Source organism: Streptomyces sp. NPDC057249 (assembly GCF_042669245.1).
Lineage (GTDB): Bacteria > Actinomycetota > Actinomycetes > Streptomycetales > Streptomycetaceae > Streptomyces.
Map to the genome: position 1 here is coordinate 51,910 of NZ_JBHUXS010000010.1, position 23,039 is coordinate 74,948.

General features: G+C 73.4%; 18 protein-coding genes. 8 read left to right on the top strand and 10 right to left on the bottom strand.

The features are described 5' to 3' along the window. Nucleotides 1-5: 5 nt before the first annotated feature. The 5 genes from aroA to ACFUJY_RS19890 all read right to left on the bottom strand — a co-directional run bounded on the left by aroA (nucleotide 6) and on the right by ACFUJY_RS19890 (nucleotide 9,176). Entirely contained in the window at nucleotides 6-1,241 is a 1,236-nt protein-coding gene (aroA, locus tag ACFUJY_RS19870; protein ID WP_383301173.1) for a 3-phosphoshikimate 1-carboxyvinyltransferase, read from the bottom strand. Between the two features lie 84 nt (nucleotides 1,242-1,325). After that, nucleotides 1,326-3,272, bottom strand: a complete 1,947-nt coding sequence (locus ACFUJY_RS19875) for an acyl-CoA dehydrogenase family protein (protein WP_383301174.1) — start codon at nucleotides 3,270-3,272, stop codon at nucleotides 1,326-1,328. 194 nt (nucleotides 3,273-3,466) lie between these two features. Then, entirely contained in the window at nucleotides 3,467-4,912 is a 1,446-nt protein-coding gene (locus tag ACFUJY_RS19880; RefSeq protein WP_383301177.1) for an aldehyde dehydrogenase family protein, read from the bottom strand. A 108-nt stretch (nucleotides 4,913-5,020) separates the two neighbouring features. Beyond that, on the bottom strand, nucleotides 5,021-6,595 hold the full coding sequence (locus tag ACFUJY_RS19885) for a PucR family transcriptional regulator (protein WP_383301179.1): 1,575 nt from the start codon (nucleotides 6,593-6,595) through the stop codon (nucleotides 5,021-5,023). Nucleotides 6,596-6,725: 130 nt separating this feature from the next. Further along, a complete protein-coding gene (locus ACFUJY_RS19890) occupies nucleotides 6,726-9,176 on the bottom strand; it encodes an ATP/GTP-binding protein (RefSeq protein WP_383301181.1) in 2,451 nt (816 codons plus the stop codon). A 248-nt stretch (nucleotides 9,177-9,424) separates the two neighbouring features. On the opposite strand from ACFUJY_RS19890, the gene gabT reads away from it, so the two are divergent. After that, the gene (gene gabT, locus ACFUJY_RS19895) at nucleotides 9,425-10,765 is read left to right on the top strand and encodes a 4-aminobutyrate--2-oxoglutarate transaminase (RefSeq protein ID WP_383301183.1); all 1,341 of its coding nucleotides are present in this window, start codon (nucleotides 9,425-9,427) and stop codon (nucleotides 10,763-10,765) included. 102 nt (nucleotides 10,766-10,867) lie between these two features. Continuing rightward, nucleotides 10,868-11,686 carry a phosphatase PAP2 family protein gene (locus tag ACFUJY_RS19900; RefSeq protein WP_383301186.1) on the top strand — a complete coding sequence of 273 codons (819 nt, stop codon included), beginning with the start codon at nucleotides 10,868-10,870 and terminating at the stop codon, nucleotides 11,684-11,686. On the opposite strand, the gene ACFUJY_RS19905 is transcribed toward ACFUJY_RS19900, so the two are convergent. Together ACFUJY_RS19905 and ACFUJY_RS19910 are read right to left on the bottom strand one after the other, a co-directional pair. Beyond that, nucleotides 11,640-13,469 carry a chitinase gene (locus ACFUJY_RS19905; protein WP_383301188.1) on the bottom strand — a complete coding sequence of 610 codons (1,830 nt, stop codon included), beginning with the start codon at nucleotides 13,467-13,469 and terminating at the stop codon, nucleotides 11,640-11,642. The two genes, ACFUJY_RS19900 and ACFUJY_RS19905, sit on opposite strands and share 47 nt — an antisense overlap. Nucleotides 13,470-13,569: 100 nt before the next feature. Then, on the bottom strand, nucleotides 13,570-14,028 hold the full coding sequence (locus ACFUJY_RS19910; protein WP_383301191.1) for a hypothetical protein: 459 nt from the start codon (nucleotides 14,026-14,028) through the stop codon (nucleotides 13,570-13,572). Nucleotides 14,029-14,196: 168 nt separating this feature from the next. On the opposite strand from ACFUJY_RS19910, the gene ACFUJY_RS19915 reads away from it, so the two are divergent. Further along, the gene (locus ACFUJY_RS19915; RefSeq protein WP_383301671.1) at nucleotides 14,197-14,766 is read left to right on the top strand and encodes an NADAR family protein; all 570 of its coding nucleotides are present in this window, start codon (nucleotides 14,197-14,199) and stop codon (nucleotides 14,764-14,766) included. Nucleotides 14,767-14,826: 60 nt separating this feature from the next. Here ACFUJY_RS19915 and ACFUJY_RS19920 read toward each other — a convergent pair whose 3' ends face one another. Beyond that, nucleotides 14,827-15,795, bottom strand: a complete 969-nt coding sequence (locus ACFUJY_RS19920; protein ID WP_383301194.1) for a DUF4190 domain-containing protein — start codon at nucleotides 15,793-15,795, stop codon at nucleotides 14,827-14,829. A gap of 112 nt (nucleotides 15,796-15,907) precedes the next feature. On the opposite strand from ACFUJY_RS19920, the gene ACFUJY_RS19925 reads away from it, so the two are divergent. From ACFUJY_RS19925 to ACFUJY_RS19945, 5 genes are all read left to right on the top strand, one after another. Beyond that, nucleotides 15,908-16,942, top strand: coding sequence for an adenosine deaminase (locus ACFUJY_RS19925; protein WP_383301196.1), 1,035 nt, complete (start codon nucleotides 15,908-15,910; stop codon nucleotides 16,940-16,942). Nucleotides 16,943-16,966: 24 nt separating this feature from the next. Then, a complete protein-coding gene (locus tag ACFUJY_RS19930) occupies nucleotides 16,967-17,677 on the top strand; it encodes a glycerophosphodiester phosphodiesterase (RefSeq protein WP_383301199.1) in 711 nt (236 codons plus the stop codon). After that, complete coding sequence (locus ACFUJY_RS19935; RefSeq protein ID WP_383301672.1) at nucleotides 17,677-18,879, top strand: sensor histidine kinase; 1,203 nt, start codon at nucleotides 17,677-17,679, stop codon at nucleotides 18,877-18,879. The genes ACFUJY_RS19930 and ACFUJY_RS19935 overlap by 1 nt, the downstream gene beginning before the upstream one ends. Continuing rightward, entirely contained in the window at nucleotides 18,876-19,607 is a 732-nt protein-coding gene (locus tag ACFUJY_RS19940) for a response regulator (RefSeq protein ID WP_383301200.1), read from the top strand. Before ACFUJY_RS19935 ends, ACFUJY_RS19940 begins: the two co-directional genes overlap by 4 nt. Before the next feature lie 93 nt (nucleotides 19,608-19,700). Next, nucleotides 19,701-20,891 (top strand): serine hydrolase domain-containing protein, encoded by a 1,191-nt coding sequence (locus ACFUJY_RS19945; RefSeq protein ID WP_383301203.1) that lies wholly within the window; start codon nucleotides 19,701-19,703, stop codon nucleotides 20,889-20,891. 1 nt (nucleotide 20,892) lies between these two features. Here ACFUJY_RS19945 and ACFUJY_RS19950 read toward each other — a convergent pair whose 3' ends face one another. Both ACFUJY_RS19950 and ACFUJY_RS19955 read right to left on the bottom strand, forming a co-directional pair. Further along, nucleotides 20,893-21,423 (bottom strand): hypothetical protein, encoded by a 531-nt coding sequence (locus ACFUJY_RS19950; protein WP_383301205.1) that lies wholly within the window; start codon nucleotides 21,421-21,423, stop codon nucleotides 20,893-20,895. Between the two features lie 113 nt (nucleotides 21,424-21,536). Continuing rightward, on the bottom strand, nucleotides 21,537-22,976 hold the full coding sequence (locus tag ACFUJY_RS19955; RefSeq protein ID WP_383301207.1) for a gamma-aminobutyraldehyde dehydrogenase: 1,440 nt from the start codon (nucleotides 22,974-22,976) through the stop codon (nucleotides 21,537-21,539). Between the last annotated feature and the right edge of the window lie 63 nt (nucleotides 22,977-23,039).

Below are 23,039 nucleotides of genomic sequence, written 5' to 3' on the forward strand. Positions count from 1 at the left end.
CCGCCTCAGCCGGTGGCGGCGGCGAACGCCTCGTGGAAGCCGGGGAACGTCTTGCGTACGCAGCCGGGGTCGTCGTACGTGATGCCGGGGGTGCGCAGGCCGGCGACGGCGAACGACATGACGATGCGGTGGTCGCCGTGGGTCTCGATCTCGACGGGCCTGGGCGTACCGGGCCGGATCTCGATCCAGTCGGGGCCCGTGGTGACCGTGATGCCCATGCGGCGCAGGTTGTCCGCGCACGCCTCCAGCCGGTCGCACTCCTTCACGCGGGTGTTGCCGACGTCCTCGATGCGCACCGGCCCCGAGGCGAAGGGGGCGATCGCGGCGAGCGTGGGCATGGTGTCGGAGATGTCGCGCATGTTGACGGTGAGGCCGCTGAGGGTGCCGGTCGAGCGGACCGTGGTGGCGCCGTCCTCCATGGTCACGTCGGCGCCCATGCGGCGCAGGACGTCGGTGAACCGCAGGTCCCCCTGGAGGGCGACCCGGCCGAGTCCGGGGACGGTGATCTCGCGGCCGGTGAGGGCGGCTGCGGCGAAGAAGTAGCTCGCGGTGGAGGCGTCGGGTTCGACGGCGTAGGTGGTGGCGCGGTAGCCGCCGGGCTCCACGGTGAAGACGGTGCCGGCGGGGCCGCTGCGGGTGACCCGGGCGCCGAAGGAGCGCATCATCGCGAGGGTGATCTCGATGTAGGGCGCCGAGACGAGGTCGGTGACGGTGATCCGCAGCCCGGTCTCCGTGAGCGGGCCGAGCATCAGCAGGGCGGTGAGGTACTGGCTGGACTGCCCGGCGTCCAGGGTGAGTTCGCCGCCCTTGATGCCGGCGGCCTCGATGCGCAGCGGGTGGTGGCCCTCGGCCTCCTCGTGGCGCAGGTCGACGCCGAGGGTGCGCAGCGCCTCGGTGAGCGGGGCCAGGGGGCGGCGGCGCATCTGCGCGGAGGCGTCGAAGCGGTAGCTGCCGCGGGCGCCGGCCGCCGCGAGGGTGGGCAGGAAGCGGGCGGTGGTGGCCCCGTCACGGCAGTAGACGTCGGCCTCGGTGGCGGCGGGCCCGGCGGGGCGGCCGGTGATGTGCCAGGCGTCCGCCTCCTGCCCGACCTCGTAGCCGAGCGCGGTGAGACCGGCTGCGAAGCCCTCGGTGTCGTCGGAGCTGAGCGGGCGTACGAGCGTGCTGCGGCCGTTCGCGGCGGCGGCCAGGAAAAGGGCGCGCGCGGTGACGGACTTGGAACCGGGAACATGGATGACGGTCACGGGCGTCCATCCTGCCGTGAACCGGCACGTGCGCAGGGGCGCGTCCAGCGACTGGACGCGCCCCTGCGGTGACGGCCCGGCGGCTCAGCGGATCGGCCGGTGGACGTTCTCCTCGGTGGAGGGGCCGGGGGTGGCGTCGGCGATCCAGGGGCCCTCGCCGCTGGGGTCGACCACGCCCTCCTCCAGCCAGCCGTACGTGCCGGACAGGACGCCCTCCACGACGCGCCGGTCGAGGTCGTCGGTGTTGGACCAGAGCCGGGTGAACAGCTCCTCGACGCGGATGCGGGCCTGGCGGCAGAAGGCGTCGGCGAGCTGGTACGCCTCGCGGCCGTGCTCGTCCGTGCCGCGCAGGTGCTCCGCGCGGACGCAGGCGGCGCTCATCGCGAAGAGTTCGGCGCCGATGTCCACGATCCGGCCGAGGAAGCCCTGTTTGGTCTCCATCCGGCCCTGCCAGCGGGACATGGCGTAGAACGTGGAGCGGGCCAGCTTGCGCGAGGCGCGTTCGACGTAGCGCAGATGCGTGGCCAGGTCCGGGTGGCCGGACGGGTGGAACTCGGCGTAGGTGGTGGGGAGCTGTCCAGGACCCGCGACGAGCTTGGGCAGCCACTTGGCGTAGAAGCCGGCCGCGTTGGCACCGGCCTTCGCCTTGGCGGAGAGCGGCTTGTCGGGGTCGATGATGTCGCCGGCGACCTTGAGGTGGGCGTCGACGGCCTCGCGGGCGATCAGCAGGTGCATGATCTCCGTGGAGCCTTCGAAGATGCGGTTGATCCGCATGTCGCGGAGCATCTGCTCGGCGGGCACGGCCCGTTCGCCCCGGGCGGCGAGGGACGCGGCGGTCTCGAAGCCGCGTCCGCCGCGGATCTGGACCAGTTCGTCGGCGATCAGGCAGCCCATCTCGGAGCCGTACAGCTTGGCGAGCGCCGCCTCGATGCGGATGTCGTTGCGGTCCTCGTCGGCCATCTGCGAGGCGAGGTCGACCACGGCTTCGAGGGCGAAGGTGGTCGCGGCGATGAAGGCGATCTTGGAGCCGACCGCCTCGTGCCGGGCGACCGGCCTGCCCCACTGCTCGCGGACGGCGGACCACTCGCGGGCGATCTTCAGGCACCACTTGCCGGAGCCGACGCACATCGCGGGCAGCGAGAGCCGGCCGGTGTTGAGCGTGGTGAGCGCGATCTTGAGCCCGGCGCCCTCAGGTCCGATGCGGTGGGCGGCGGGCACGCGCACCCGGTGGAAGCGGGTGACGCCGTTCTCGATGCCGCGCAGGCCCATGAAGGCGTTGCGGTGCTCCACGGTGATGCCGGGGGCGTCCGCCTCGACCACGAAGGCGGTGATGCCGCCCTTGCCCTCCTCCGACTCGGGTACGCGGGCCATGACGACCAGCAGGTCCGCGACGACGCCGTTGGTGGTCCACAGCTTCACCCCGTCGAGGACGTAGTCGTCCCCGTCCCGGACGGCGGTGGTGGCGAGCCGGGCGGGGTCGGAGCCCACGTCCGGCTCGGTGAGGAGGAACGCGGAGATGTCGGTACGGGCCAGCCGGGGCAGGAAGGTGTCCTTCTGCTCCTGGGTGCCGAAGGTCTTCAGCGGCTGCGGCACGCCGATCGACTGGTGGGCGGAGAGCAGGGCGCCGATCGCGGGGCTCGCGGAGCCGGCCAGGGCGAGGGCCCGGTTGTAGTAGACCTGGGTCAGGCCGAGGCCGCCGTACTTGACGTCGATCTTCATGCCGAGCGCGCCGAGCTCCTTGAGGCCGTTCACGACCTCGTCGGGGATCTTCGCCTCGCGTTCGATGAGGGCGCCGTCGACCCGGGTCTCGCAGAACTCGCGGAGCCGGGCGAGGAATTCCTCGCCGCGCCGGACGTCCTCGCCGGCGGGCTGCGGGTGCGGGTGGATCAGGTCCAGGCGGAAGCGGCCGAGGAAGAGCTCCTTGGCGAAGCTGGGTTTGCGCCAGTCCTGTTCCCGGGCGTCCTCGGCGACCTGGCGCGCTTCGCGTTCGGTGACCTTGGGCGTGGGCTGTTGTGCGGATGGAGCGGACATGAGGGCTCACCTCGCCGCGTCGTCGGGTGGGCGGACCCGGCAGGCGCACGGGCGGGGGCGCCCGTGCGTACCTGGCCGGTTCTACTCGTCCGTATGTACCCGATTCCCACCGGTCCGACCAGCCCCGGGGTGCCGATCGGGTCGGCCGCCACTCCACTGCCCGCCGCCGGGTGCGGCGGGCGTCCGCGTGGGCGTCAGAGGGCGAGGCCCGTGAGGACGAGGACGCGCTCGTAGGTGTAGTCGTCCATCGCGTAGCGGACGCCCTCGCGGCCCACGCCGGACTGCTTGGCCCCGCCGTACGGCATCTGGTCGGCGCGGTACGAGGGGACGTCGCCGATGATCACGCCGCCGACCTCCAGGGCGCGGTGGGCGCGGAAGGCGGCCTGGATGTCATGGGTGAACACGCCTGCCTGGAGCCCGTACTGCGAGGCGTTGACCGCGGCGAACGCCTCGGCCTCGCCGGTCACCTTCTGCACGGACAGGACCGGCCCGAACACCTCCTCGGAGGCGAGGGTGACGCCGTCGGGCAGCCCGGCGAGGACGGTCGGCGCGTACGTCGACCCGTCGCGCTTGCCGCCCGCGAGGAGCTGGGCGCCCGCCGCGACGGCCTCGTCCACCCAGGACTCGACGCGCCGGGCGGCGGCCTCGTCCACGAGCGGGCCGACGTCCGTCGTGGGGTCGGACGGGTCGCCGGTGACCTGGGCCTCCACGGCGGCGACGATCCGGGGCAGCAGCCGGTCGTACACCGCGGCGTCGGCGATGACGCGCTGGACGGAGATGCAGGACTGGCCGCCCTGGTAGTTGGAGAAGGTCGCGATACGGGTCGCGGCCCAGTCCAGGTCCTCGTCGGAGGCGTAGTCGCCGAGGACGACGGCGGCGCCGTTGCCGCCGAGCTCCAGCGTGCAGTGCTTACGGGGGACCGAGTCCATGATCGCGTAGCCGACGGGGGCCGACCCGGTGAAGGAGATCACGGGCAGCCGCTCGTCCTGGACCAGGGCGGGCATCCGGTCGTTGGGGACCGTGAGCACCGACCAGGAGCCGGCCGGGAGGTCCGTCTCGGCCAGCAGTTCGCCCAGGACCAGCGAGGAGACCGGGGTGGCCGGGGCCGGCTTCAGGATGATCGGGACGCCGACGGCGATGGCCGGGGCGACCTTGTGGGCGCTCAGGTTCAGCGGGAAGTTGAAGGGCGCGATGCCGAGGACCGTGCCGCGCGGGAAGCGCCGGGTCAGGCCGAGGCGGCCGGTGCCGCCGGCGTCGGTGTCCAGGCGCTGGGCCTCGCCGCTGTTGAACCGGCGGGCCTCCTCGGAGGCGAAGCGGAAGACGGACACGGCCCGCCCGACCTCGCCGCGCGCCCACTTGACGGGCTTGCCGTTCTCGGCGGAGATCAGCTGGGCGATCTCCTCGGTGCGCTCGGCGAGCCGACGGGCCACGTGGTCGAGCGCGGCGGCGCGGACGTGGGCCGGGGTCGCGGCGAACTCCTCGCGCACGCCGTGCGCGGCGGCGACGGCCTCCTCGACCTGGGCCTCGGTCGGGACGGAGACCGTTCCGACGAGGCGCCCGTCCCAGGGGTTGGTGACGTCGAAGCTTTCCTCGCCGGTGGCCTGGCGGCCGGCCAGCCAGAAGGCGTGGGTGGAGGTCATGGAGTTCCGGCCCTTCGATGGCGTGGGGTGTGTGTCCGCCCCACGGTAGGGCCGGGGAGGCCGCCTGGCGTTTGTCCCTCGTGGAGCGGAGCGGGGCCGGGGCGCGCCTTATTGGCCAGTGCCGGGGGGTGTGGTGACCTTCAGGGCGAGCCACAGCTCCATCCGGACGTCCGGGTCGTCCAGCGAGCGCCCGAGGATCTCCTCCACCCGCCGCATCCGGTACCGCAGGGTGTGCCGGTGGACCCCCAGGTCGGCGGCGGCCGCGTCCCACTGGCCGTGGTGCGAGAGCCAGGCGCGCACGGAGGCGACGAGATCGCCCCGGCCCTTGGCATCGTGCTCGTACAGCGCGCGGAGCATGCCGTCCGCGAAGGCCCGCACCGCGTCGTCGGCGAGCAGCGGCAGCACGGACCCGGTGGCCAGCTCCGCGTGCTCGACCAGGGCCCGGCCCCGGCGGCGGGCCACCGAGAGGGCCTGCTCGGCCTGTTTGTACGCGGCGGACACGGCGACCGGGCCCGCCGGTGCGGACATGCCCACCACGACATCGGTCTCCTGGGCGGCGGCCGGCTCGCGCGGGGTCAGCTCGTCCTGCGCCTCGGCGTACGCCGCGCAGGCCGTCACCGCCGCGCCGCCGTCGGCGGCCAGCACCAGGAGGCGTTCGCCCTCGGGCACCATCAGCAGGGTCTCGCCGGACCGGTCCGCGGCGGTGTCCAGCGCGTCGGCCAGGAGCGCCGTGGCCGAGGGGTCCTGGCCCTCGGCGATGAGCAGCCGGAAGGGGGCGTCGAGCAGCCCGCCGTAGAGGTCCCCGGCGACCGCGCGGGCGTGGTCGGGCTGGCCGGCGAGCAGCATCCGCAGGACCGCCGCGCCGAGTCGCTGTTCGGCGCCCTGGAGGGCGCGGGAGCGGGCGGTGGTGAGGGTGAGCAGGGCGACCGCCGAGTGCACGGCGTACCGCTCGGCGGTGCCGAGGGCCGCCCCGGTGCCGACGGCGAGGGCGCCGCGGACCCGGCGGCCGGTGCCCAGGGACTGGAGTTCGACGCGGTCGTCGGTGTCGCCGACGACCATGCTGGCCGGGACGGGGCGGGCCCGCAGCCGCTCCAGTTCGGGGGTGAGCCGGGCGGCGCGGCGGGCCGCCCAGTCGGGCGCGGCGGCCACGACGGCCCCGGCGGCGTCGTAGAGGGCGGCCCAGCCGTTGACGTGGGCGGCGAGGCGGGTGAGGAGGGCGGCGGGGCCGTCCCCGGAGAGCGCCGCGCTCGTCAGCTCCCGCTGCGCCTCGAAGCCGGCGGTGACCGCGCGGTACTGGTCGGCCGCGATGTGCGAGGAGACGGCCTTGGCGATGGCGATGAACGGGGTGCGGCGGGGCACTTCGAGCAGCGGGAGCCCGGCTTCCTCGGCGGCGCCGATCAGCGGCTGGGGCACCTCGTCGTAGTTGACGCCGACGGCGAAGCCGAGCCCGGCGACCCCGGCGTCGGCGAGCCGGCGCACGTAACGCCCCATCGCCTCGGGGTTCTCCGCGTCCAGGTTGGTCGCGGTGACCAGCAGCAGTTCGCCGCCCTCCATGTAGGGGACGGGGTCGGTCAGCTCGCTGGCGTGTGCCCAGCGCACCGGGGTGTCGAGGCGGTCCGCCCCCGCGCGCACCGTGAGTTTGAGCGCCGAGTGCTGGACGAGCGAGGCGAGCGTGGGCGGCATGGGGGTGAGGGCCTTCGGCAGGGGTCGGATTGCGCCGTCCCGTATGAACGGCTCACTTCGATTCTGCCAGGGTGGCAGAGTTCCTGTCACCGCTGCCACCCGTGTCCCGCACGCCCCGCCCCGCCCCGCCTCAGCCGGCCAGCCGCACCAGCAGCGGCGGCATGTGCGCGCCGTCCACGGTGGTCAGGGAGAGCACCGCGTGGCCGTGCGGCAGTTCGTAGGCGAGCGCGGAGGCGGACCACCGCTCCCGCTCGACCTGGCGCACGGTCACCGCGTCCGTGGTGACGGCCTTGCCGGTGGCCATCTTGCGCAGGGAGTGCAGGGCGCGGGTGAGCGGCTGGTCGGCGAAGACGCCGTGCTGGGCGACCTCGCGGACCTCCACCCACTCCTTGCCCCACGCCTCCGCGAAGCGCTTGCCGTCCCAGGTGGTGAGGCCCGGGAAGACCATGGTGCAGCCGAACGCCCCGAGCAGCGCCGTGTGCAGCCCCTCCGGCACGTCGTCCAGGGTGCGCAGGGCAAGGACCGCCCCGGCGTTGACGGACCGGAGGCGGCGGATGCCCCGGACGGTGTCGGCGGTGACCGCGTGGGTGGCGTCGTCCAGGACCAGGCAGACGAACAGCGAGCGGTCGGTGCGGGCGGCGGTGACGGCGTTGAACTGGGCGAGCACCAGGCGGGCCAGGATGCGGGAGGCCTCGGCGTGGACCCGCTCCGGCAGGTCGACGCGGACCCGCAGCGGGTGCCGGCCCAGGGAGCGCAGCGAGAACGGCCGGGCGCCCTCGCCGGTGGCGAAGAACCCGGCGAAGGCGGGGCGGTCGAGCGTGGCGATCCGGTCGGCCAGGACGGCGGCCGGGTCGGCCCCGCCGCCCGCCTGGCGGGCCCTGGCCTCCAGTTCGCGCAGCATCGCCTGGTGCCCCCCGGTCTCCAGGGCCTCGCGCAGGGCGCCGATCGCGGTGGCGGAGCCTTCGAGGAGTTCGCGGAGTTCGGGCACGGAGGGGAAGCGGCCGTGGACCGTGCGGAACGGGCCGAGCAGCTGCCCGAGGACGGTCGCGGCGCGCCGGGTCTCCAGGGTGGGGATGTCCCCGGCCAGCCCCTCGGCGAGGGCCGCCGCGGCCTCGTCCGGGTCGGTGGTGCCGCCGTACAGGTCGAAGTCGTGCAGGGAGGCGGGGTCGCCGATGCGGATGACCACGTCGTAGGCGTCGTCCGGGCCGAGCCCGCCGCCCGCCCCGCCGACGGCGAGCACCGCCGCCTGACCGGTGAGCGCCCGCAGCGCGAGGGCCTCCACGACGGGCCCGACGACCCGCTCGGTCTTGCCGGAGCCCGGCGGGCCGACGGCGAGCAGGGAGGTGCCGAGCGACGCGGGTTCCAGCGCCATGCCGGAGCCCCGGCGCGGGTAGGGGTTGCGCGGGTCGTCGGCGCACTCCCCGATGCGGACCTGGCCGGTGAGCGGGTCGTGGGTGGCGGTGCGCCGGGGCACGTCCCGGAGGCCGGAGGGGTGCAGGAAGGCGTCGGCGCCCTTGCGGAGCACGGTCTCGGTGAAGGACGCCAGCCGGTCGGGACGGCCGCGCGCCCCGGTCCAGGCGTGGCCCACCCGTACGCAGTCCACGTCGTTCATCCGGCCCGCGTACACGGCGGCGGTCAGCGCCTCGGCGGCGTCGGCGGAACCGGCGGCGCGCAGGTCGGGCCAGTGGGCGCGCAGGGGGCCGTCCGCCGGGGCGGGGGCGGGGGCCGCGTTCGGGCCTTCCGCGCCCCGGGGGCCGCCGGGCGCGCGCCGGGCCCGGAGGTCACGGAGGGCATCTCCCCAGTGCCCGGCGCGGGCGATGGGCCACACGACGATGGCGGTCGTCAGCGCGTAGCACGTGTAGGCGGCCACGGTGGCCTTGAACTGGTCGCCGCTGAGCAGCCACCCCTGCGCCGACCCCATGAGCACGAGCAGCAGCGGCACCTTCGGGGTCCACGCCAGCCACAGCAGCAGCAGGGCGGCGGCCACCGACAGGATCAGCCGGACGCGTGCGAACCGCTCGCCGGCGAAGTACCGCAGGACGTCGGCCCAGCCGCCGACCCGGGCGGCGTAGAAGCCCAGGACGAGCACCAGGATCTCGTAGTACAGGGTCGTCGAGTCGACCACCAGCCCGGGCGCGTCCTCCCGCAGACGGCCCAGGGTCCACCACTCGGGCCCGGTGATGATCTCGATCGGCTTGAACACGTAGGGGACGGCGCGAGCGGAGAGCAGCAGCCACAGCAGCAGCCAGAGGATCAGCGTCGCGGCCGGGCCCACCAGTGAGGGGCGCGGCGGGCGCTCGGCGGGCCGGGGCACGAATCCGTACCGCCAGACGCCTGGTCCGGCTTCGGGGCGGGGCGCGTTGAGCCAGTCGGCGGTGGGCGCGGCGGTGCCCGGGGCCGGGGTGTGCGCGGGGGGCGCCGGAACGGCGGGGGGCCGGGCGGGCGGCGGGAGCGTGGGCGGGTAGGCGGGCGGGGCGGCGGGGGGCGGACCGGCCGGACGCGGTACGGAGCCTCCGGCCCGCATGCCGGGCGGCTGCGCACCCCGCGTGTCCCACGCGCCGTGCGTACCGTCGTTGTCCATGGTCCGTTGCCCCCTTGACCAGCCAGGTCCGTCGCTGCACCGGCCAATCTAGTGCGCGCACACGGTGAGTTCAGCAACGCGCCCGGATAGTGACCGCCGGGACTGCGCCCGGTGCCCGCGCGCCGCCTTCTGTCCTTCGCGGACAACGACACGTGCGCGACCACTACCGATCGGAGCATGCCCGTCCCCGGGTCACGCGCCTAGCCTGCACAACGAAGAAGCGTCCGAAACACCCCCAGGAGCCCCGCATGACCGAAATCCCGCAGGAGCGCCGACTCGTCACCGCCATCCCCGGTCCGAAGTCGGTCGAGCTGCAAGACCGCCGGCTCGCGGCGGTCGCCGCGGGCGTCGGCTCCACCCTGCCGGTGTTCACCGCGCGGGCGGGCGGCGGGATCATCGAGGACGTGGACGGCAACCGGCTGATCGACTTCGGTTCCGGCATCGCCGTGACCTCGGTCGGCGCCTCCGCCGAGGCCGTCGTGCGCCGGGCCTCCGCGCAGCTCGCGGACTTCACCCACACCTGTTTCATGGTCACCCCCTACGAGGGGTACGTGGAGGTCTGCGAGCGGCTCGCGGAGCTGACCCCGGGCGACCACGCGAAGAAGTCGGCGCTGTTCAACTCGGGCGCCGAGGCCGTCGAGAACGCGGTGAAGATCGCCCGCGCGTACACGAAGCGGAGCGCGGTCGTCGTCTTCGACCACGGCTACCACGGCCGGACGAACCTCACGATGGCGCTGACCGCCAAGAACATGCCGTACAAGCACGGCTTCGGGCCGTTCGCGCCGGAGGTGTACCGGGTGCCGGTGGCGTACGGCTACCGCTGGCCGACCGGTGCCGAGAACGCCGGCGCGGAGGCCTCCGCCCAGGCCATCGACCAGATCACCAAGCAGATCGGCGCGGAGAACGTGGCCGCGGTCATCATCGAGCCGGTGCTCGGCGAGGGCGGCTTCATCGAGCCGGCCAAGGGCTTCCTGCCGACGATCGCCCGGTTCGCGAAGGACAACGGCATCGTCTTCGTGGCCGACGAGATCCAGTCGGGCTTCTGCCGGACCGGCCAGTGGTTCGCCTGTGAGGACGAGGGCATCGTCCCGGACCTGATCACCACGGCCAAGGGCATCGCGGGCGGCCTCCCGCTGTCGGCCGTGACCGGCCGCGCCGAGATCATGGACGCGGCGCACGCGGGCGGCCTCGGCGGTACGTACGGCGGCAACCCGGTGGCCTGCGCAGGCGCGCTCGGGGCGATCGAGACCATGCGCGAGCTCGACCTGAACAAGAAGGCGAAGCGGATCGAGGAGGTCATGAAGGGCCGCCTCGAAGCGATGCGCGCGAAGCTGCCGAACGGCGGGCTGATCGGTGACATCCGGGGCCGCGGCGCGATGATCGCGATCGAGCTGGTGCAGCCGGGCACGAAGGACCCGCACCCGGAGGCGGCCACCCGGCTCGCGAAGGCGTGCCACGCCGAGGGCGTCCTGGTGCTGACCTGCGGCACGTACGGCAACGTGCTGCGCTTCCTGCCGCCGCTGGTGATCGGCGAGGACCTGCTGAACGAGGGCCTGGACGTCCTGGAGGGCGCCTTCGCCGGGATCTGACCCCGGGGTTCCGTGTGCGCCTGTGAAGAAACGGTGGGGGGCCGATGGCGGGATACCGTTCCCGCTATCGGTCCCCCTTCGCCTGACGTACGGTTTTCGCAGATGAGAGAAACACCCCGCCCGCAGGGGACTGCGGGTGAATCCGGGTCGGGGCTTCCCCAGCACCGTCCCGGGCGTGCCTTCGCGCACACCACTGGGGCATCACGCTCCGGAACTCCTCACCGATCGGATGGCCGCCCGCCCCACACCCCCCGGGGCGCGCGGCAAACCGGTCCACTCGTCCGCTCCGGAACAACCCCCCCAGTTCCGGGGCGGACGGCTTTTTTCTTTTCCCTGGTGTCGGGCCTGTCGGCCCTCTTCGCGCTGACCACCTGGCAGATCGCCGCCGACGGCCCGCTGCGCGGCCTCGACGAGCGCGCCGGACGGGCCCTCGTCGGCCGCGGTCCCCGGTGGCTCACCGAGTTCTTCGCCGATCTCGGCACCATGCAGGTCGCCCTTCCGGTGCTGGTCTGCGCGATCGGCTGGTCGCTGCTGCGCGGACGGCGGTGGGAGGTGCTGGGAGCGGTCCTCGCGATGGCGGCGGTGCCCCTGCTCGTCGTGCCGCTGAAGGACTGGACCGCCCGGCCCGGCCCGCTGACGGACGCCACCGGCTACTACCCGTCGGGGCACGCGGCGACGGCGGCGGTGGCGTACGGGGCTTCGGCGCTGCTGCTCGCCGGGCGCGGGCGGTACGCGTGGATGATGCCCGTCACCGCCGTCCTGCTGACGGCGGTGACGGGCATCGGTCTGGTGCTCCGCGGCTACCACTGGCCGCTGGATGTGCTGGGCAGCTGGTTCCTGTGCGGGCTGCTGCTCCTGCTGCCGTACGGGCTGGTCAGCCGAAGTAGGCGTCGAAGTTCTTCGAGAACTCCCAGTTGTTGAAGCGGTCCCAGTTGACGGACCAGGTCATCAGGCCGCGCAGGCCCGACCAGGTGCCGTGGGTGGCGTAGGAGCCGCAGTCGGTCTTCTTGGTGAGGCAGTTCAGCGCCTTGGTGACCTCGGCCGGCGAGGTGTGTCCGTTGCCCGCCTGGGTGGAGGCCGGCAGGCCGATCGCGATCTGGTCGGGCCGCAGTCCGGGGAAGACCTTCGTGCGGTCACCGGCGACGGGGAAGCCGGCCATCAGCATGTCGGTCATCGCGATGTGGAAGTCGGCGCCGCCCATGGAGTGGTACTGGTTGTCCAGACCCATGATGGAGCCCGAGTTGTAGTCCTGGACGTGCAGCAGGGTGAGGTCGTCGCGCAGCGCGTGGATCACCGGCAGATAGGCGCCGGCGCGCGGGTCCTGGCCGCCCCAGGGGCCGGAGCCGTAGTACTGGTACCCGAGCTGCACGAAGAAGGTCTCGGGGGCCATGGTCAGGACGAAGTCGTCGCCGTACTTGGCCTTGAGGGTCTTCACCGCCGAGATCAGGTTGACGATCACCGGGGTCGTGGGGTTCCGGAAGTCGGTGTCCCCGGTGTTCAGCGAGAGCGAGTGGCCCTCGAAGTCGATGTCCAGGCCGTCCAGACCGTACTCGTCGATGATCTTGCTCACCGAGGAGACGAACATGTCCCGGGCGGCGGTGGTGGCGAGCTGCACCTGGCCGTTCTGGCCGCCGATGGAGATCAGCACCTTCTTGCCGGCCGCCTGCTTGGCCTTGATGGCCGCCTTGAACTCGGCCTCGGACTCGACGTTCGGGCACTCGGTGACCGGGCAGAGCTTGAAGCGGATGTCGCCCGAGGTGACGGAGGTCGGCTCGCCGAAGGCCAGGTCGATGACGTCCCAGGAGTCGGGCACGTCCGCCATGCGCGTGTAGCCGGAGCCGTTGGCGAAGCTGGCGTGCAGATAGCCGACGAGCGCGTGGGCCGGCAGCTGGGTCCCGGTTCCGCCGTCGCCTCCGCCGCCCTCGGCGGTGGTGGCCGACACGGCGGCGGACTTCGCGGACTCGCCCGCCTCGTTCACCGCGCTGACCTGGAAGCTGTACGCGGTCGAGGCGCTGAGGCCCGTCACGGTCGCCGAGGTACCGGTGACGCTCTGGACCTTGGTGCCGCCCCGGTAGACGTGGTAGCCGGTGGCCCCGGAGGAGCCCGTCCAGGACAGGGCGACCGAGGAGGCGGTGACCGTACCGGCCTTGAGGCCCGTGGGGGCGGAGGGCAGCACGACCGGGTCGCCGCCGGGGCCGATCAGGCTGATGTCGTCGGCGTAGTAGGCCGGGGTGCCGTACCAGCCGTGCGTGTAGATGCTGACGGAGCTGGTGGACGGGCCGGTCGTGAAGGTGGTCGTGAGCTTCTGCCAGCCGGGGGCGGACTGCGTCCAGGTGGAGACGTCCGTCGTGCCGGTGCCCGAGGCGCCGAGGTAGACGTAACTGCCCTGCACCCAGGCGCTCAGCGTGTACGTGGAGCCGGGCTTCACCTTCACGGACTGGGAGCACTTGGCGTTGTCGCTGCCGGCCGGGGTGGCCTTCAGCGCCGACGTCCCGCCGTGTACGGGGGTGCTGACGGCGACTCCGCTGCCGCCGGAGCAGTTCCAGCCGGACAGCCCGGCCTCGAAGGTGCCGTTGCCCGCCAGCTCGGCGTCGGCCGCGGCGGCGGTGGGCGCCGAGGCGGCGAGGCCGCCGGCGGCCAGGAGGGCGGCCGAGAAGGCGGCCACCAGTCCGGTCGTGCGGGCGGGGGGTCTTGTGCGTTCCACAACGGCCTCCGTACAGGGGGGAATTGGTGCGGCGCGGGGAATTGATGCGGCGCGCACAACATGGTCCAGACCAATCGGGTTGTCAAGACCTCTGGCAGCGTCAGGCCCCCTCGCCCCCCGCCGGTCCCGCCGCCGCCTCGTGCATCGCGAGTTCCAGGAGGGTGGCGTCGGTGAGCGTGCCCGAGCCGTCGGGCGGGACGAGCCAGCGCACCTTTCCGGCCGGGCGGCCCGGGTACGGGACGACGATCCAGGTCCCGTGCCCGGCCCCCCGGACCCCTGTGCCGAGCCAGCGGGCGACGGTGCCCGGCGCCACGAAGAAGCCCAGCCGGGACTCGCCGAAATCCGCGAGGACCGGCCCCGGCCGGTCGATCAGCCGGGTGAGCACGTCGAGCGTCGGATATCCCAGCTCACCCGGCAGGATGAGCACGTCCCAGCGCCGGCCGGCGGGCAGGAGCGCGATCCCCCGCGGATCGCGCTCCCAGTCCCACCGGCAGGCGGCCGGATCGGGTGCCGCCGATGCCAGCCACTCGACCGCTGCCCTGGCCTCCGAGCCCTTCATGGCCCGCCTCCGTAAGTCCGTGTCGCGCCGGCCGGGCGGCGGGCGCGTTCACCGGGGAGAGCGGGCCGGGGCCGATCCGTGACGCGGGTTCGGCTACTCAGTGATGGTGATCTGGATCACGCCGGCTCGCTGTCAGCGGCGGGTGGCAGACTCCGGGGCATGGAACACATGGGGGACGTGCGCAGCGTCGAGGAGCTCGTGGAGCTGGCCGGTCGCGGCGAGAGGGTCAAGTACCTGCACTTCTGGGGCCACCGGCCGCGCCCGGACGGCAGCATCGGCGCGAGCTGCCTCAGTCAGTGGTGGCCCTCGCCGTTCACGGTCGACGGCGTGACGTACGCGTCGGCGGAGCACTGGATGATGGCCGGAAAAGCCCGGCTGTTCGGCGACGCGGAGGCGATGGAGCAAGCGGTGGCGGCGAAGAGCCCGGCGGAGGCGAAGAAGACCGGCCGACTGGTCCGGGGCTTCGACGACGCCGTCTGGAAGCGTGAGCGGTACGGCCTGGTGGTGGCGGGCAGCGTGCACAAGTTCGGCCAGGACGCGGAGCTGGGGGCGTTCCTGCTGGGCACCGGTGACCGGGTGCTGGTGGAGGCGAGCCCCCTCGACCGGATCTGGGGCATCGGGCTCGCGGCGGACGACCCGCGCGCCGAGGACCCGGCGGAGTGGCGCGGGCTCAATCTGCTGGGGTTCGCGCTGATGGCGGCCCGGGACGAGCTGCGGGGCGCGGCCGGGTCCCGGTGAGACGGCTCGCGGGGCGGCGGGGGCTCCCCCGTCGCCCCGCGAGCCGTGGCCGCGGTCCGCTCAGGCCCGTACGGAGAAGTGGCCCAGCGGCGGTTGCTCGCGCGCCTCGGCGACGAGGGAGACGGGCGCGGGCTCGTAGTCGGACCCGCTGTCGTCGTCATCGAAGTCGTCGTTGGTCAGGACCCAGATGAAGAAGCCGAGGAACGCCGCGCTGACGACGATCCCGATGGAACCGAGGATGATCCCGGCGAGTGCCACGCCCGGGTTGTCGGCCTCGCCCCGCTGGGCACGGCCGCGGCCGATGATGCCGAAGATCAGCGCGAGGACGCCGAGGACGATGCCCAGGCCGTACATGCAGAAGCCGGCCGTCGCGATGATGCCCAGCACCAGGGCCGCGATGCCCAACCCGTTGGCCGGCGCGGGGCCTCCCCAGGGGTTCCCGTAACCGGGGTGGCCCGGGTAGCCGTACTGCGGCGCCTGCCCGGCCGGGTAGCCGTACTGCGGGGGCTGCGCGCCGGGGTAACCGTATCCCGGGGCCTGCGGGCCGGGGTAGCCGTACTGCGGCTGGGCGCCGGGGTAGCCGTCCTGGGGCGGCGGTCCGGCCTGCCCAGGGCCGTTCGGTCCGACGGGCGGCGGGGGGACGGCCCCGGGCGTCCCGGGTGCGGCCCATCCGGCGGGCCCGGTCTGCGGCGTGCCGAATCCGGCGTGCGGCAGCGGTTGCCCCGGTCCGGTTCCGATGCCCGGCATGGAGGTGACCGTCAGCTGGTCGTGCACGGCGGGCGGTCGCGGGGCACCGGATATGCCGTCGCCGGATATGCCGTCGGCCGGGGTGGGCGAGGCGTCGGGGGCGGGCTCGGCGGGGCCGGGCTTCTTGTCCAGGGGTACGCGGCCGGCCGGGGGCGCCGGGGTGTCCGAGGGCGCGGGGCTGCCCGGAGCCGTCGGCTCGTCGCGGGGCGCGCGCCGCTCCGGCGGCGCCCAGGGGTCGAGCGGTGCGGCCCCGTCCGCAGGCCGATCTGTGTTGTCTGACATGGGCCTCCCCCATCGTGATGCGGTCATGCTACGGGCCCGTCCTACGATGGCTCCCGTCCCCCGGCCGCCCCACGGCCGGAGCCCGTCTCACGCCACGCCCACGGAGGCCCCGATGACCGACCTGCACCCCTTCATCGCGGGGCTGCCCAAGGCCGAGCTCCATGTCCACCACGTCGGTTCGGCCTCCCCCCGCATCGTCGCGGAGCTGGCCGCGCACCACCCCGACTCCAAGGTCCCCACCGCCCCCGAGGCGCTGGCCGACTACTTCACCTTCACCGACTTCGCCCACTTCATCGAGGTCTACCTCTCGGTCGTGGACCTGATCCGCACCCCGGAGGACGTCCGGCTGCTGACGTACGAGATCGCCCGTGACATGGCCCGGCAGAACATCCGGTACGCGGAGCTGACGGTCACCCCGTTCTCCTCGACCCGGCGCGGCATTCCCGAGCAGGGCTTCATGGAGGCGATCGAGGACGCCCGCAAGGCGGCCGAACGGGAGCTCGGCGTCGTCCTGCGCTGGTGCTTCGACATCCCCGGCGAGGCCGGCCTGGAGGCCGCCGAGGAGACCACCCGGCTCGCGGTGGACCTGCGGCCCGAGGGGCTGGTCTCGTTCGGTCTCGGCGGCCCCGAGATCGGCGTGGACCGGCCGCAGTTCAAGCCCTACTTCGACCGCGCGATCGCCGAGGGCCTGCACTCCGTGCCGCACGCCGGGGAGACCACGGGCCCGCAGACCGTCTGGGACGCGCTGACCGCGCTGCGCGCCGAGCGCATCGGCCACGGCACCAGCTCGGTCGCCGACCCGAAGCTCCTCGACCACCTCGCCGAGCGGCGCATCGCCCTGGAGGTCTGCCCCACGTCCAACATCGCGACCCGGGCGGTGAAGGACATCGAGCAGCACCCGGTCCGCGAGATGGTCGGGGCAGGGGTGCTGGTCACGATCAACAGCGACGACCCGCCCATGTTCGGCACCGACCTCAACAACGAGTACGCGGTGGCCGCCCGCGTCCTCGGCCTGGACGAACACGGTCTGGCCGCGCTCGCGAAGAACGCCGTCGAGGCGTCCTTCCTGGACCCGGCCGGCAAGCGCACGCTGACCGACGAGATCGACACGTACACCACCAACTGGCTCGCCCGCGCCGGACGGTGACCCCCGGGCGGTGACAATGGCCCCATGCCCATCAACAGGCCCGTCACCGCCGTCGCCCATCGCGGCGATCCGTACCGCGCCCGCGAGAACACCCTCCCCTCGATCCGCTCGGCGGTCGAACGCGGGGCGGACGCGGTGGAGATCGACGTCCGGGTCACCCGGGACGGGGTGCCGGTCCTGCTGCACGACGCCACGCTGGGCCGGCTGTGGGGCCGTGACCTGCGGCTGGACCGGCTCCGCCACCAGGAGCTGACCGAGCTGACGGCGGGCGGTGTGCCGACGCTGCGCGAGGCGCTGCTCGCCGTCGGCGCGCACCGCGTGATGATCGACCTGCCGGGCTCCACGCCGGAGTCGGTGCGGCGCACGGTGGACGTGGTCCGGGAGTGCGGTGCCGGGGAGCGGGTCTACTACTGCGCGGGGCCCGAGGCCATGCTGCGGGTGCGCGCGGCCGACCCGTCCGCCGAGATCGCGATGACCTGGACCACGCTCGCTCCGCCGCGCGCCACGCTGCTCGACGCGGTCCGGCCGCGCTGGCTCAACTACCGTTTCGGGCTGGTCGGCAGAGACCTGACGGACCGCAACCACCGCGACGGACTGCTCGTCTCGGCCTGGACCGCCGACACCGGCCGGACGATGCGCCGGCTGATCGGAGCCGGCGTGGACTCCGTCACCACCAACCGGATCGACGTGCTCCGCAAGCTGATCGACCGGAACACCGCCGGGCGCAGACCGTGATACGCCCCCGTGCCGTCTGGCGGCGGCTGCGGGAGACCGGCGGCCCGGGGCCCTGGACGACCGACATCGGTGTGGTCCTGGTAGTGCAGGCGGCGGTGTCGGTCCCGTGGGTGCTCCCCCGCGACCCCCGCCTCGAACCCGCCACGGTGTCCGCGTATCTGCTGACCACCCTGACCGTGCTTCCGCTGCTGTGGCGGCGCCGGGCCCCGGTGCGGGTGCTGCTGGCCGTGGTGGCGGCGCAGAGCCTGTACGGGCTGGCCCTCGACGGCCCGGGGCAGACCCTGCCGTACACCGGTCTGGTCGCTCTCTACAGCGTCGCCGCCCACGCCCCGTCGCCGGCCCGCCGGCTCTGCGCGGCGCTGACCCCGGCCTTCGTCTTCCCCGCGGTCGCTTCCAACACGGGCGAGGCCCGGGAGCTGGTCTTCTCGCTGATGGTGTTCACGGCGGCGTACGGGTTCGGCCGGTTCACCGACACCCGCCAGGCGTACACGCGGGCCGTCGAGGACCGGGCGAGGCAGCTGGAGGTGACCCGGCGGATCGAGGCCGAACAGGCGGCGGCCCGCGAACGGTCCAGGATCGCCCGGGAGATGCACGACATCCTGTCGCACGCGGTGAGCCTGATGATCGTCCAGGCGGAGGCCGGCCCGGTGGCGGTCCGTACCGCTCCGGAACGGGCCGAGGCGGCGTTCGACGCGATCTCGGAGACGGGCCGGGACGCGATGGTCCAGCTGCGCCGGATGCTCGGGGTGCTGCGCGAGGAGGGCCGGGGGCCCGGGGCGCCCCGCTCCCCGCAGCCCGCCCTGGCCGAACTCCCGGCGCTGGTGGAGCGGGTACGCTCCAGCGGCCTGGCGGTGACCCACACGGTGACCGGTCCGGAGCGCCCGCTGCCGCGGGACACCGACAGCGCCGTGTTCCGCATCGTGCAGGAGGCCCTGACCAACACGGTCAAGCACGCCGCCGCCTCCGAGGCCGGCGTCCTGCTGGCATACCGGGAGAGCAGCCTGACCGTCTCGGTGACCGACGACGGCGGCGGCCCGGGGGCGGACCCGGGTACCGGGCACGGCCTGATCGGCATCCGGGAGCGGGCCGCGGCGCACGGCGGCGACGCCCGTACCGGTCCGGGGCCGGACGGGCGGGGGTTCCGGGTCGATGTGACGCTGCCGCTGACACCGGTAACGTCAACGGTGGAGGTGGGGAGTTGACGATCCGTGTCGTGGTGGCCGACGACCAGGAGCTGGTCCGCAGCGGCTTCGCGATGATCCTGGACGCCCAGCCGGACATCGAGGTGGTGGCCGAATCCGGCGACGGGGCGCAGGCGGTGGAGGCGGTGCGCCGGCTGGAGCCGGACGTGGCCCTGCTGGACATCCGGATGCCCGTCCTGGACGGCATCGGCGCCTGCCGCGAGATCAGCGCCCGGACCGCCTGCCGGACGGTCATGCTGACGACGTTCGACTCCGACGCGTACGTGTACGAGGCGCTGCACGCCGGAGCGAGCGGCTTCCTCCTCAAGGACGTCCGCCGCGACGATCTCGTGCACGCGGTGCGGGTGGTGGCGGCGGGCGACTCGCTGCTGGCGCCCTCGGTGGCCCGGCTGCTGATCGCCGAGTACACCTCGCGCCCGGAGCGGGCGGCGGCGGTTCCGGACGAGCGGCGGCTGGGCGCGCTCACCGCCCGGGAGCGCGAGACGCTGCTGCATCTGGCGCGCGGGCTGTCCAACGCGGAGATCGCGGCGGCGATGGTGGTCAGCGACCACACGGTGAAGACGCACGTGGGCAACGTGCTGTCGAAACTGGGCCTGCGCGACCGCGTCCAGGCCGTCATCTGCGCCTACGAGACCGGGCTCGTCGCTCCCTCGCCGGAGGGAGCACCACCGTCCCCCTCCCCCGCGCAGGGGAGGAACGGACCCGCCGGGAACCCCCCGCGCCGGTGATCCGCGAAGGGCCTCCCGGTCCGCAGGATGGGAGCGGCAACGGCGCGGTCGACGTGACCTCGCCGCCACGGATTCCCACCTGGAGGCATCACGATGCACGCCCGCATCCACCGTACCGTCCTCGCCGCCGCCCTGGTCGCCGGCCTCGCGGCGGGTGCCGCGGGCCCGGCCCTGGCGACGGGCGCCCCGGCGCACAGCACCGCACCGGCGGCGGCCGGCCCGGACACCGGGGCGCTGAGCGACCTCATGGCCGGGCTTCCGGACGAGGGGGCGACGGCCGCCCTGATCCGCCTCGGCGGCACGGAGGGCGCGTGGCGCGGCTCCGCCGGGGTCCACGACCTGGTGACGCGGCGCCCGGCGGACCCGGACGCGCGCTTCCGGGCGGGTTCGGTGACCAAGGTGTTCACCGCGGCGACCGTCCTCCAACTCGCCGCCGAACGGAAGCTGAGCTTGGACCGCCCGGTCCGCTCGTACCTGCCGGAGCTGATACCCGCGGCGTACGGGGCCGTCACCGTACGCCAGTTGCTGAACCACACCAGCGGCCTGCCGTCGGCGGACTTCCCGGGCGACACGGTGGAGGAGTGGTACGCCGACCGGTTCCACCGCTTCGATGCCCGCGAGCTGGTCGCCTCGGCGACGGCCAAGGAGCGCGAGTTCCCCCCGGGGACGCGGCAGCACTACCTCAACATCAACTACACGGTGGCCGGGCTGCTGATCGAGAAGGTCACCGGGCACGCCTACGAGGCGGAGGTCTCCCGGCGCATCCTGGCCCCGCTGGGTCTGCGCGGCACCTCGTTCCCCGGCTCCGACCCACGTATCCACGGACCGCACAACCACGGGTACCAGCGCATGACGCTGGCGGACGGCACCACCGGTCTGCGGGACGTCAGCGTGTGGGGCGTGACCTCCGGCTGGGCGGCCGGGGACATCATCTCCACCACCGCCGATCTGGAGCGCTTCCTGACCGCGCTGTTCGCGGGCCGGGTGGTGCGCGGTCCGCTGCTGGAGGAGATGTTCACGCTGCCGGACCCCTCGGTGCGCGACTTCGTGACCGGCGAGGAACCCGTGTGCAGCGCCGGTCTGACCACCTGGAAGCTGGGCGGCCGCCAGGTCTGGGGCAAGACCGGCGCCCGCTGGGGGTACAACGCGGGGATCGGTGCCACGCGCGACCTCTCCCGCACCCTCGTCTACAGCGTCAACTCCACGGACGCGAAGGGCGAGGGGGAGAACGCCCTGATCATGGGCATCGTCTCCACCGTCTTCGGCGCCCCCTCGGCCGGCTGAGTCAGGCCGCCACCGGCTCCGGCTCCGGCGCCCGCTCCAGGGCCTCCAGGCGCTTGATCTTGCGGTGCACGATCAGCAGCGGGATCACCCCGAAGACGCCGAACGACATGTCGATGACGGACCACCAGAACGGGATGTCGCGGATGGGGCCGCAGATCAGCGCGAGGGGGATGATCCCGGCGCAGGCGATCATGCCGAACTCGATCACCCAGATGTTGCGGACCGGGTCGCGGAAGGGTCCGTAGAAGGCGACCGCGATGACCAGGTGGGCGAAGGCCAGCCAGTCGGTGCCGTACAGGACGAAGGGATACCGGGCGTCGGCCTCGTCGAGACCGGTGCGGACGCGGGTGATCCACTCCAGCAGGTCCGGGAAGTGTTCGGGGACGGGAGAGGCCGAGGACGTCAGCAGGTCCTCGGTCCACCGCAGTTCGTGGACGAGCGGGAAGGCGGTCAGCCCGCTCAGAACCAGACAGACGATGAAGACGACCAACCACACGCGTATACGCCTTCGCAGGGCGTGTCGCTCGCTCATGTCCGCAGCGTACGCCCGTGTTTACCAGCGCTTTACGCCGCCCCCGGTACAGCGCCGGAACGTCCGCGCCCCGTGCGAACCGGCCGGTTCGCACGGGGCGCGGAGATGGTCGCTCAGCCCTCGATGGACGTCATCACGTGCTTGATCCGGGTGTAGTCCTCGAAGCCGTAGGCCGAGAGGTCCTTGCCGTAACCGGACTTCTTGAAACCGCCGTGCGGCATCTCGGCGACCAGCGGGATGTGGGTGTTGATCCAGACGCAGCCGAAGTCCAGGTTCTTCGACATCCGCATGGCACGCGCGTGGTCCTTGGTCCACACCGAGGAGGCCAGGGCGTACTCGACGCCGTTCGCCCACTCCACGGCCTGCGCCTCGTCGCGGAACGCCTGGACGGTGATGACCGGGCCGAAGACCTCGTGCTGGATGATCTCGTCGTCCTGCTTGAGCCCGGAGACGACGGTCGGGGCGTAGAAGTACCCCTTGTCACCGACCCGGTGGCCGCCCGCTTCGACCCGGGCGTGGGCGGGAAGGCGCTCGATGAAGCCGCTGACCTGGGCCAGCTGGTTGGCGTTGTTGAGCGGGCCGTACAGCACGTCCTCGTCGTCCGGCCGGCCGGTCTTCGTGTCGGCGGCGGCCTTGGCGAGCGCGGTGACGAACTCGTCGTGGATCGACTCGTGGACCAGCACGCGCGTGGCGGCCGTGCAGTCCTGTCCGGCGTTGAAGTAGCCCGCGACCGAGATGTCCTCGACGGCCTTGGCGATGTCGGTGTCCTCGAAGACGACGACGGGCGCCTTGCCACCGAGCTCCAGGTGGACCCGCTTGACGTCCTTGGCGGCCGACTCGGCGACCTGCATGCCGGCCCGCACCGAGCCGGTGATGGAGGCCATCGCCGGGGTCCGGTGCTCGACCATCGCGCGGCCGGTGTCACGGTCGCCGCAGATGACGTTGAAGACGCCCTGGGGCAGGATCTGCCCGATGATCTCGGCGATCAGCACGGTCGAGGCGGGCGTGGTGTCGGACGGCTTGATGACCACCGTGTTGCCCGCGGCGAGCGCCGGGGCGAACTTCCAGACGGCCATCATCATCGGGTAGTTCCACGGCGCGACCTGCGCGCAGACGCCGACCGGCTCGCGCCGCACGATGGAGGTCAGCCCCTCCATGTACTCGCCGGCCGAGCGCCCCTCCAGGAGCCGGGCGGCGCCCGCGAAGAAGCGGATCTGGTCCACCATCGGCGGGATCTCTTCGGTGCGGGTCAGCCCGATCGGCTTGCCGGTGTTCTCGGACTCGGCGGCGATGAGGTCCTCGGCCCGCTCCTCGAACGCGTCGGCGATCTTGAGCAGGGCGCGCTGGCGCTCGGCCGGTGTGGCGTCGCGCCAGGCGGGGAACGCGGCCGCGGCGGCGGCCATCGCGGCGTCCACGTCGGCGGGTCCGGAGAGCGGCGAGGTCGCGTAGACCTCCTCGGTCACCGGGTTGACCACGTCGATCGTCCGCCCGTCGGCGGCGTCCCGGAACTCCCCGTTGATGTAGTTGCGCAGACGGCGTACCTCGGCGGTCACGGCCACCCCTCCTCGTATCTGTCCAATGGGTGAGACGACCAGCGTAGTCGGGCCCCGCCGCGC

Excerpts from the sequence above, each read along its gene's own strand:
- ACFUJY_RS19875 (WP_383301174.1), bottom strand. The coding sequence starts at position 3,272 with ATGTCCGCTCCATCCGCACAACAGCCCACGCCCAAGGTCACCGAACGC.
- ACFUJY_RS19880 (WP_383301177.1), bottom strand. The coding sequence starts at position 4,912 with ATGACCTCCACCCACGCCTTCTGGCTGGCCGGCCGCCAGGCCACCGGC.
- ACFUJY_RS19885 (WP_383301179.1), bottom strand. The coding sequence starts at position 6,595 with ATGCCGCCCACGCTCGCCTCGCTCGTCCAGCACTCGGCGCTCAAACTC.
- ACFUJY_RS19890 (WP_383301181.1), bottom strand. The coding sequence starts at position 9,176 with ATGGACAACGACGGTACGCACGGCGCGTGGGACACGCGGGGTGCGCAG.
- gabT (WP_383301183.1), top strand. The coding sequence starts at position 9,425 with ATGACCGAAATCCCGCAGGAGCGCCGACTCGTCACCGCCATCCCCGGT.
- ACFUJY_RS19900 (WP_383301186.1), top strand. The coding sequence starts at position 10,868 with ATGAGAGAAACACCCCGCCCGCAGGGGACTGCGGGTGAATCCGGGTCG.
- ACFUJY_RS19910 (WP_383301191.1), bottom strand. The coding sequence starts at position 14,028 with ATGAAGGGCTCGGAGGCCAGGGCAGCGGTCGAGTGGCTGGCATCGGCG.
- ACFUJY_RS19915 (WP_383301671.1), top strand. The coding sequence starts at position 14,197 with ATGGGGGACGTGCGCAGCGTCGAGGAGCTCGTGGAGCTGGCCGGTCGC.
- ACFUJY_RS19920 (WP_383301194.1), bottom strand. The coding sequence starts at position 15,795 with ATGTCAGACAACACAGATCGGCCTGCGGACGGGGCCGCACCGCTCGAC.
- ACFUJY_RS19925 (WP_383301196.1), top strand. The coding sequence starts at position 15,908 with ATGACCGACCTGCACCCCTTCATCGCGGGGCTGCCCAAGGCCGAGCTC.
- ACFUJY_RS19930 (WP_383301199.1), top strand. The coding sequence starts at position 16,967 with ATGCCCATCAACAGGCCCGTCACCGCCGTCGCCCATCGCGGCGATCCG.
- ACFUJY_RS19945 (WP_383301203.1), top strand. The coding sequence starts at position 19,701 with ATGCACGCCCGCATCCACCGTACCGTCCTCGCCGCCGCCCTGGTCGCC.
- ACFUJY_RS19950 (WP_383301205.1), bottom strand. The coding sequence starts at position 21,423 with ATGAGCGAGCGACACGCCCTGCGAAGGCGTATACGCGTGTGGTTGGTC.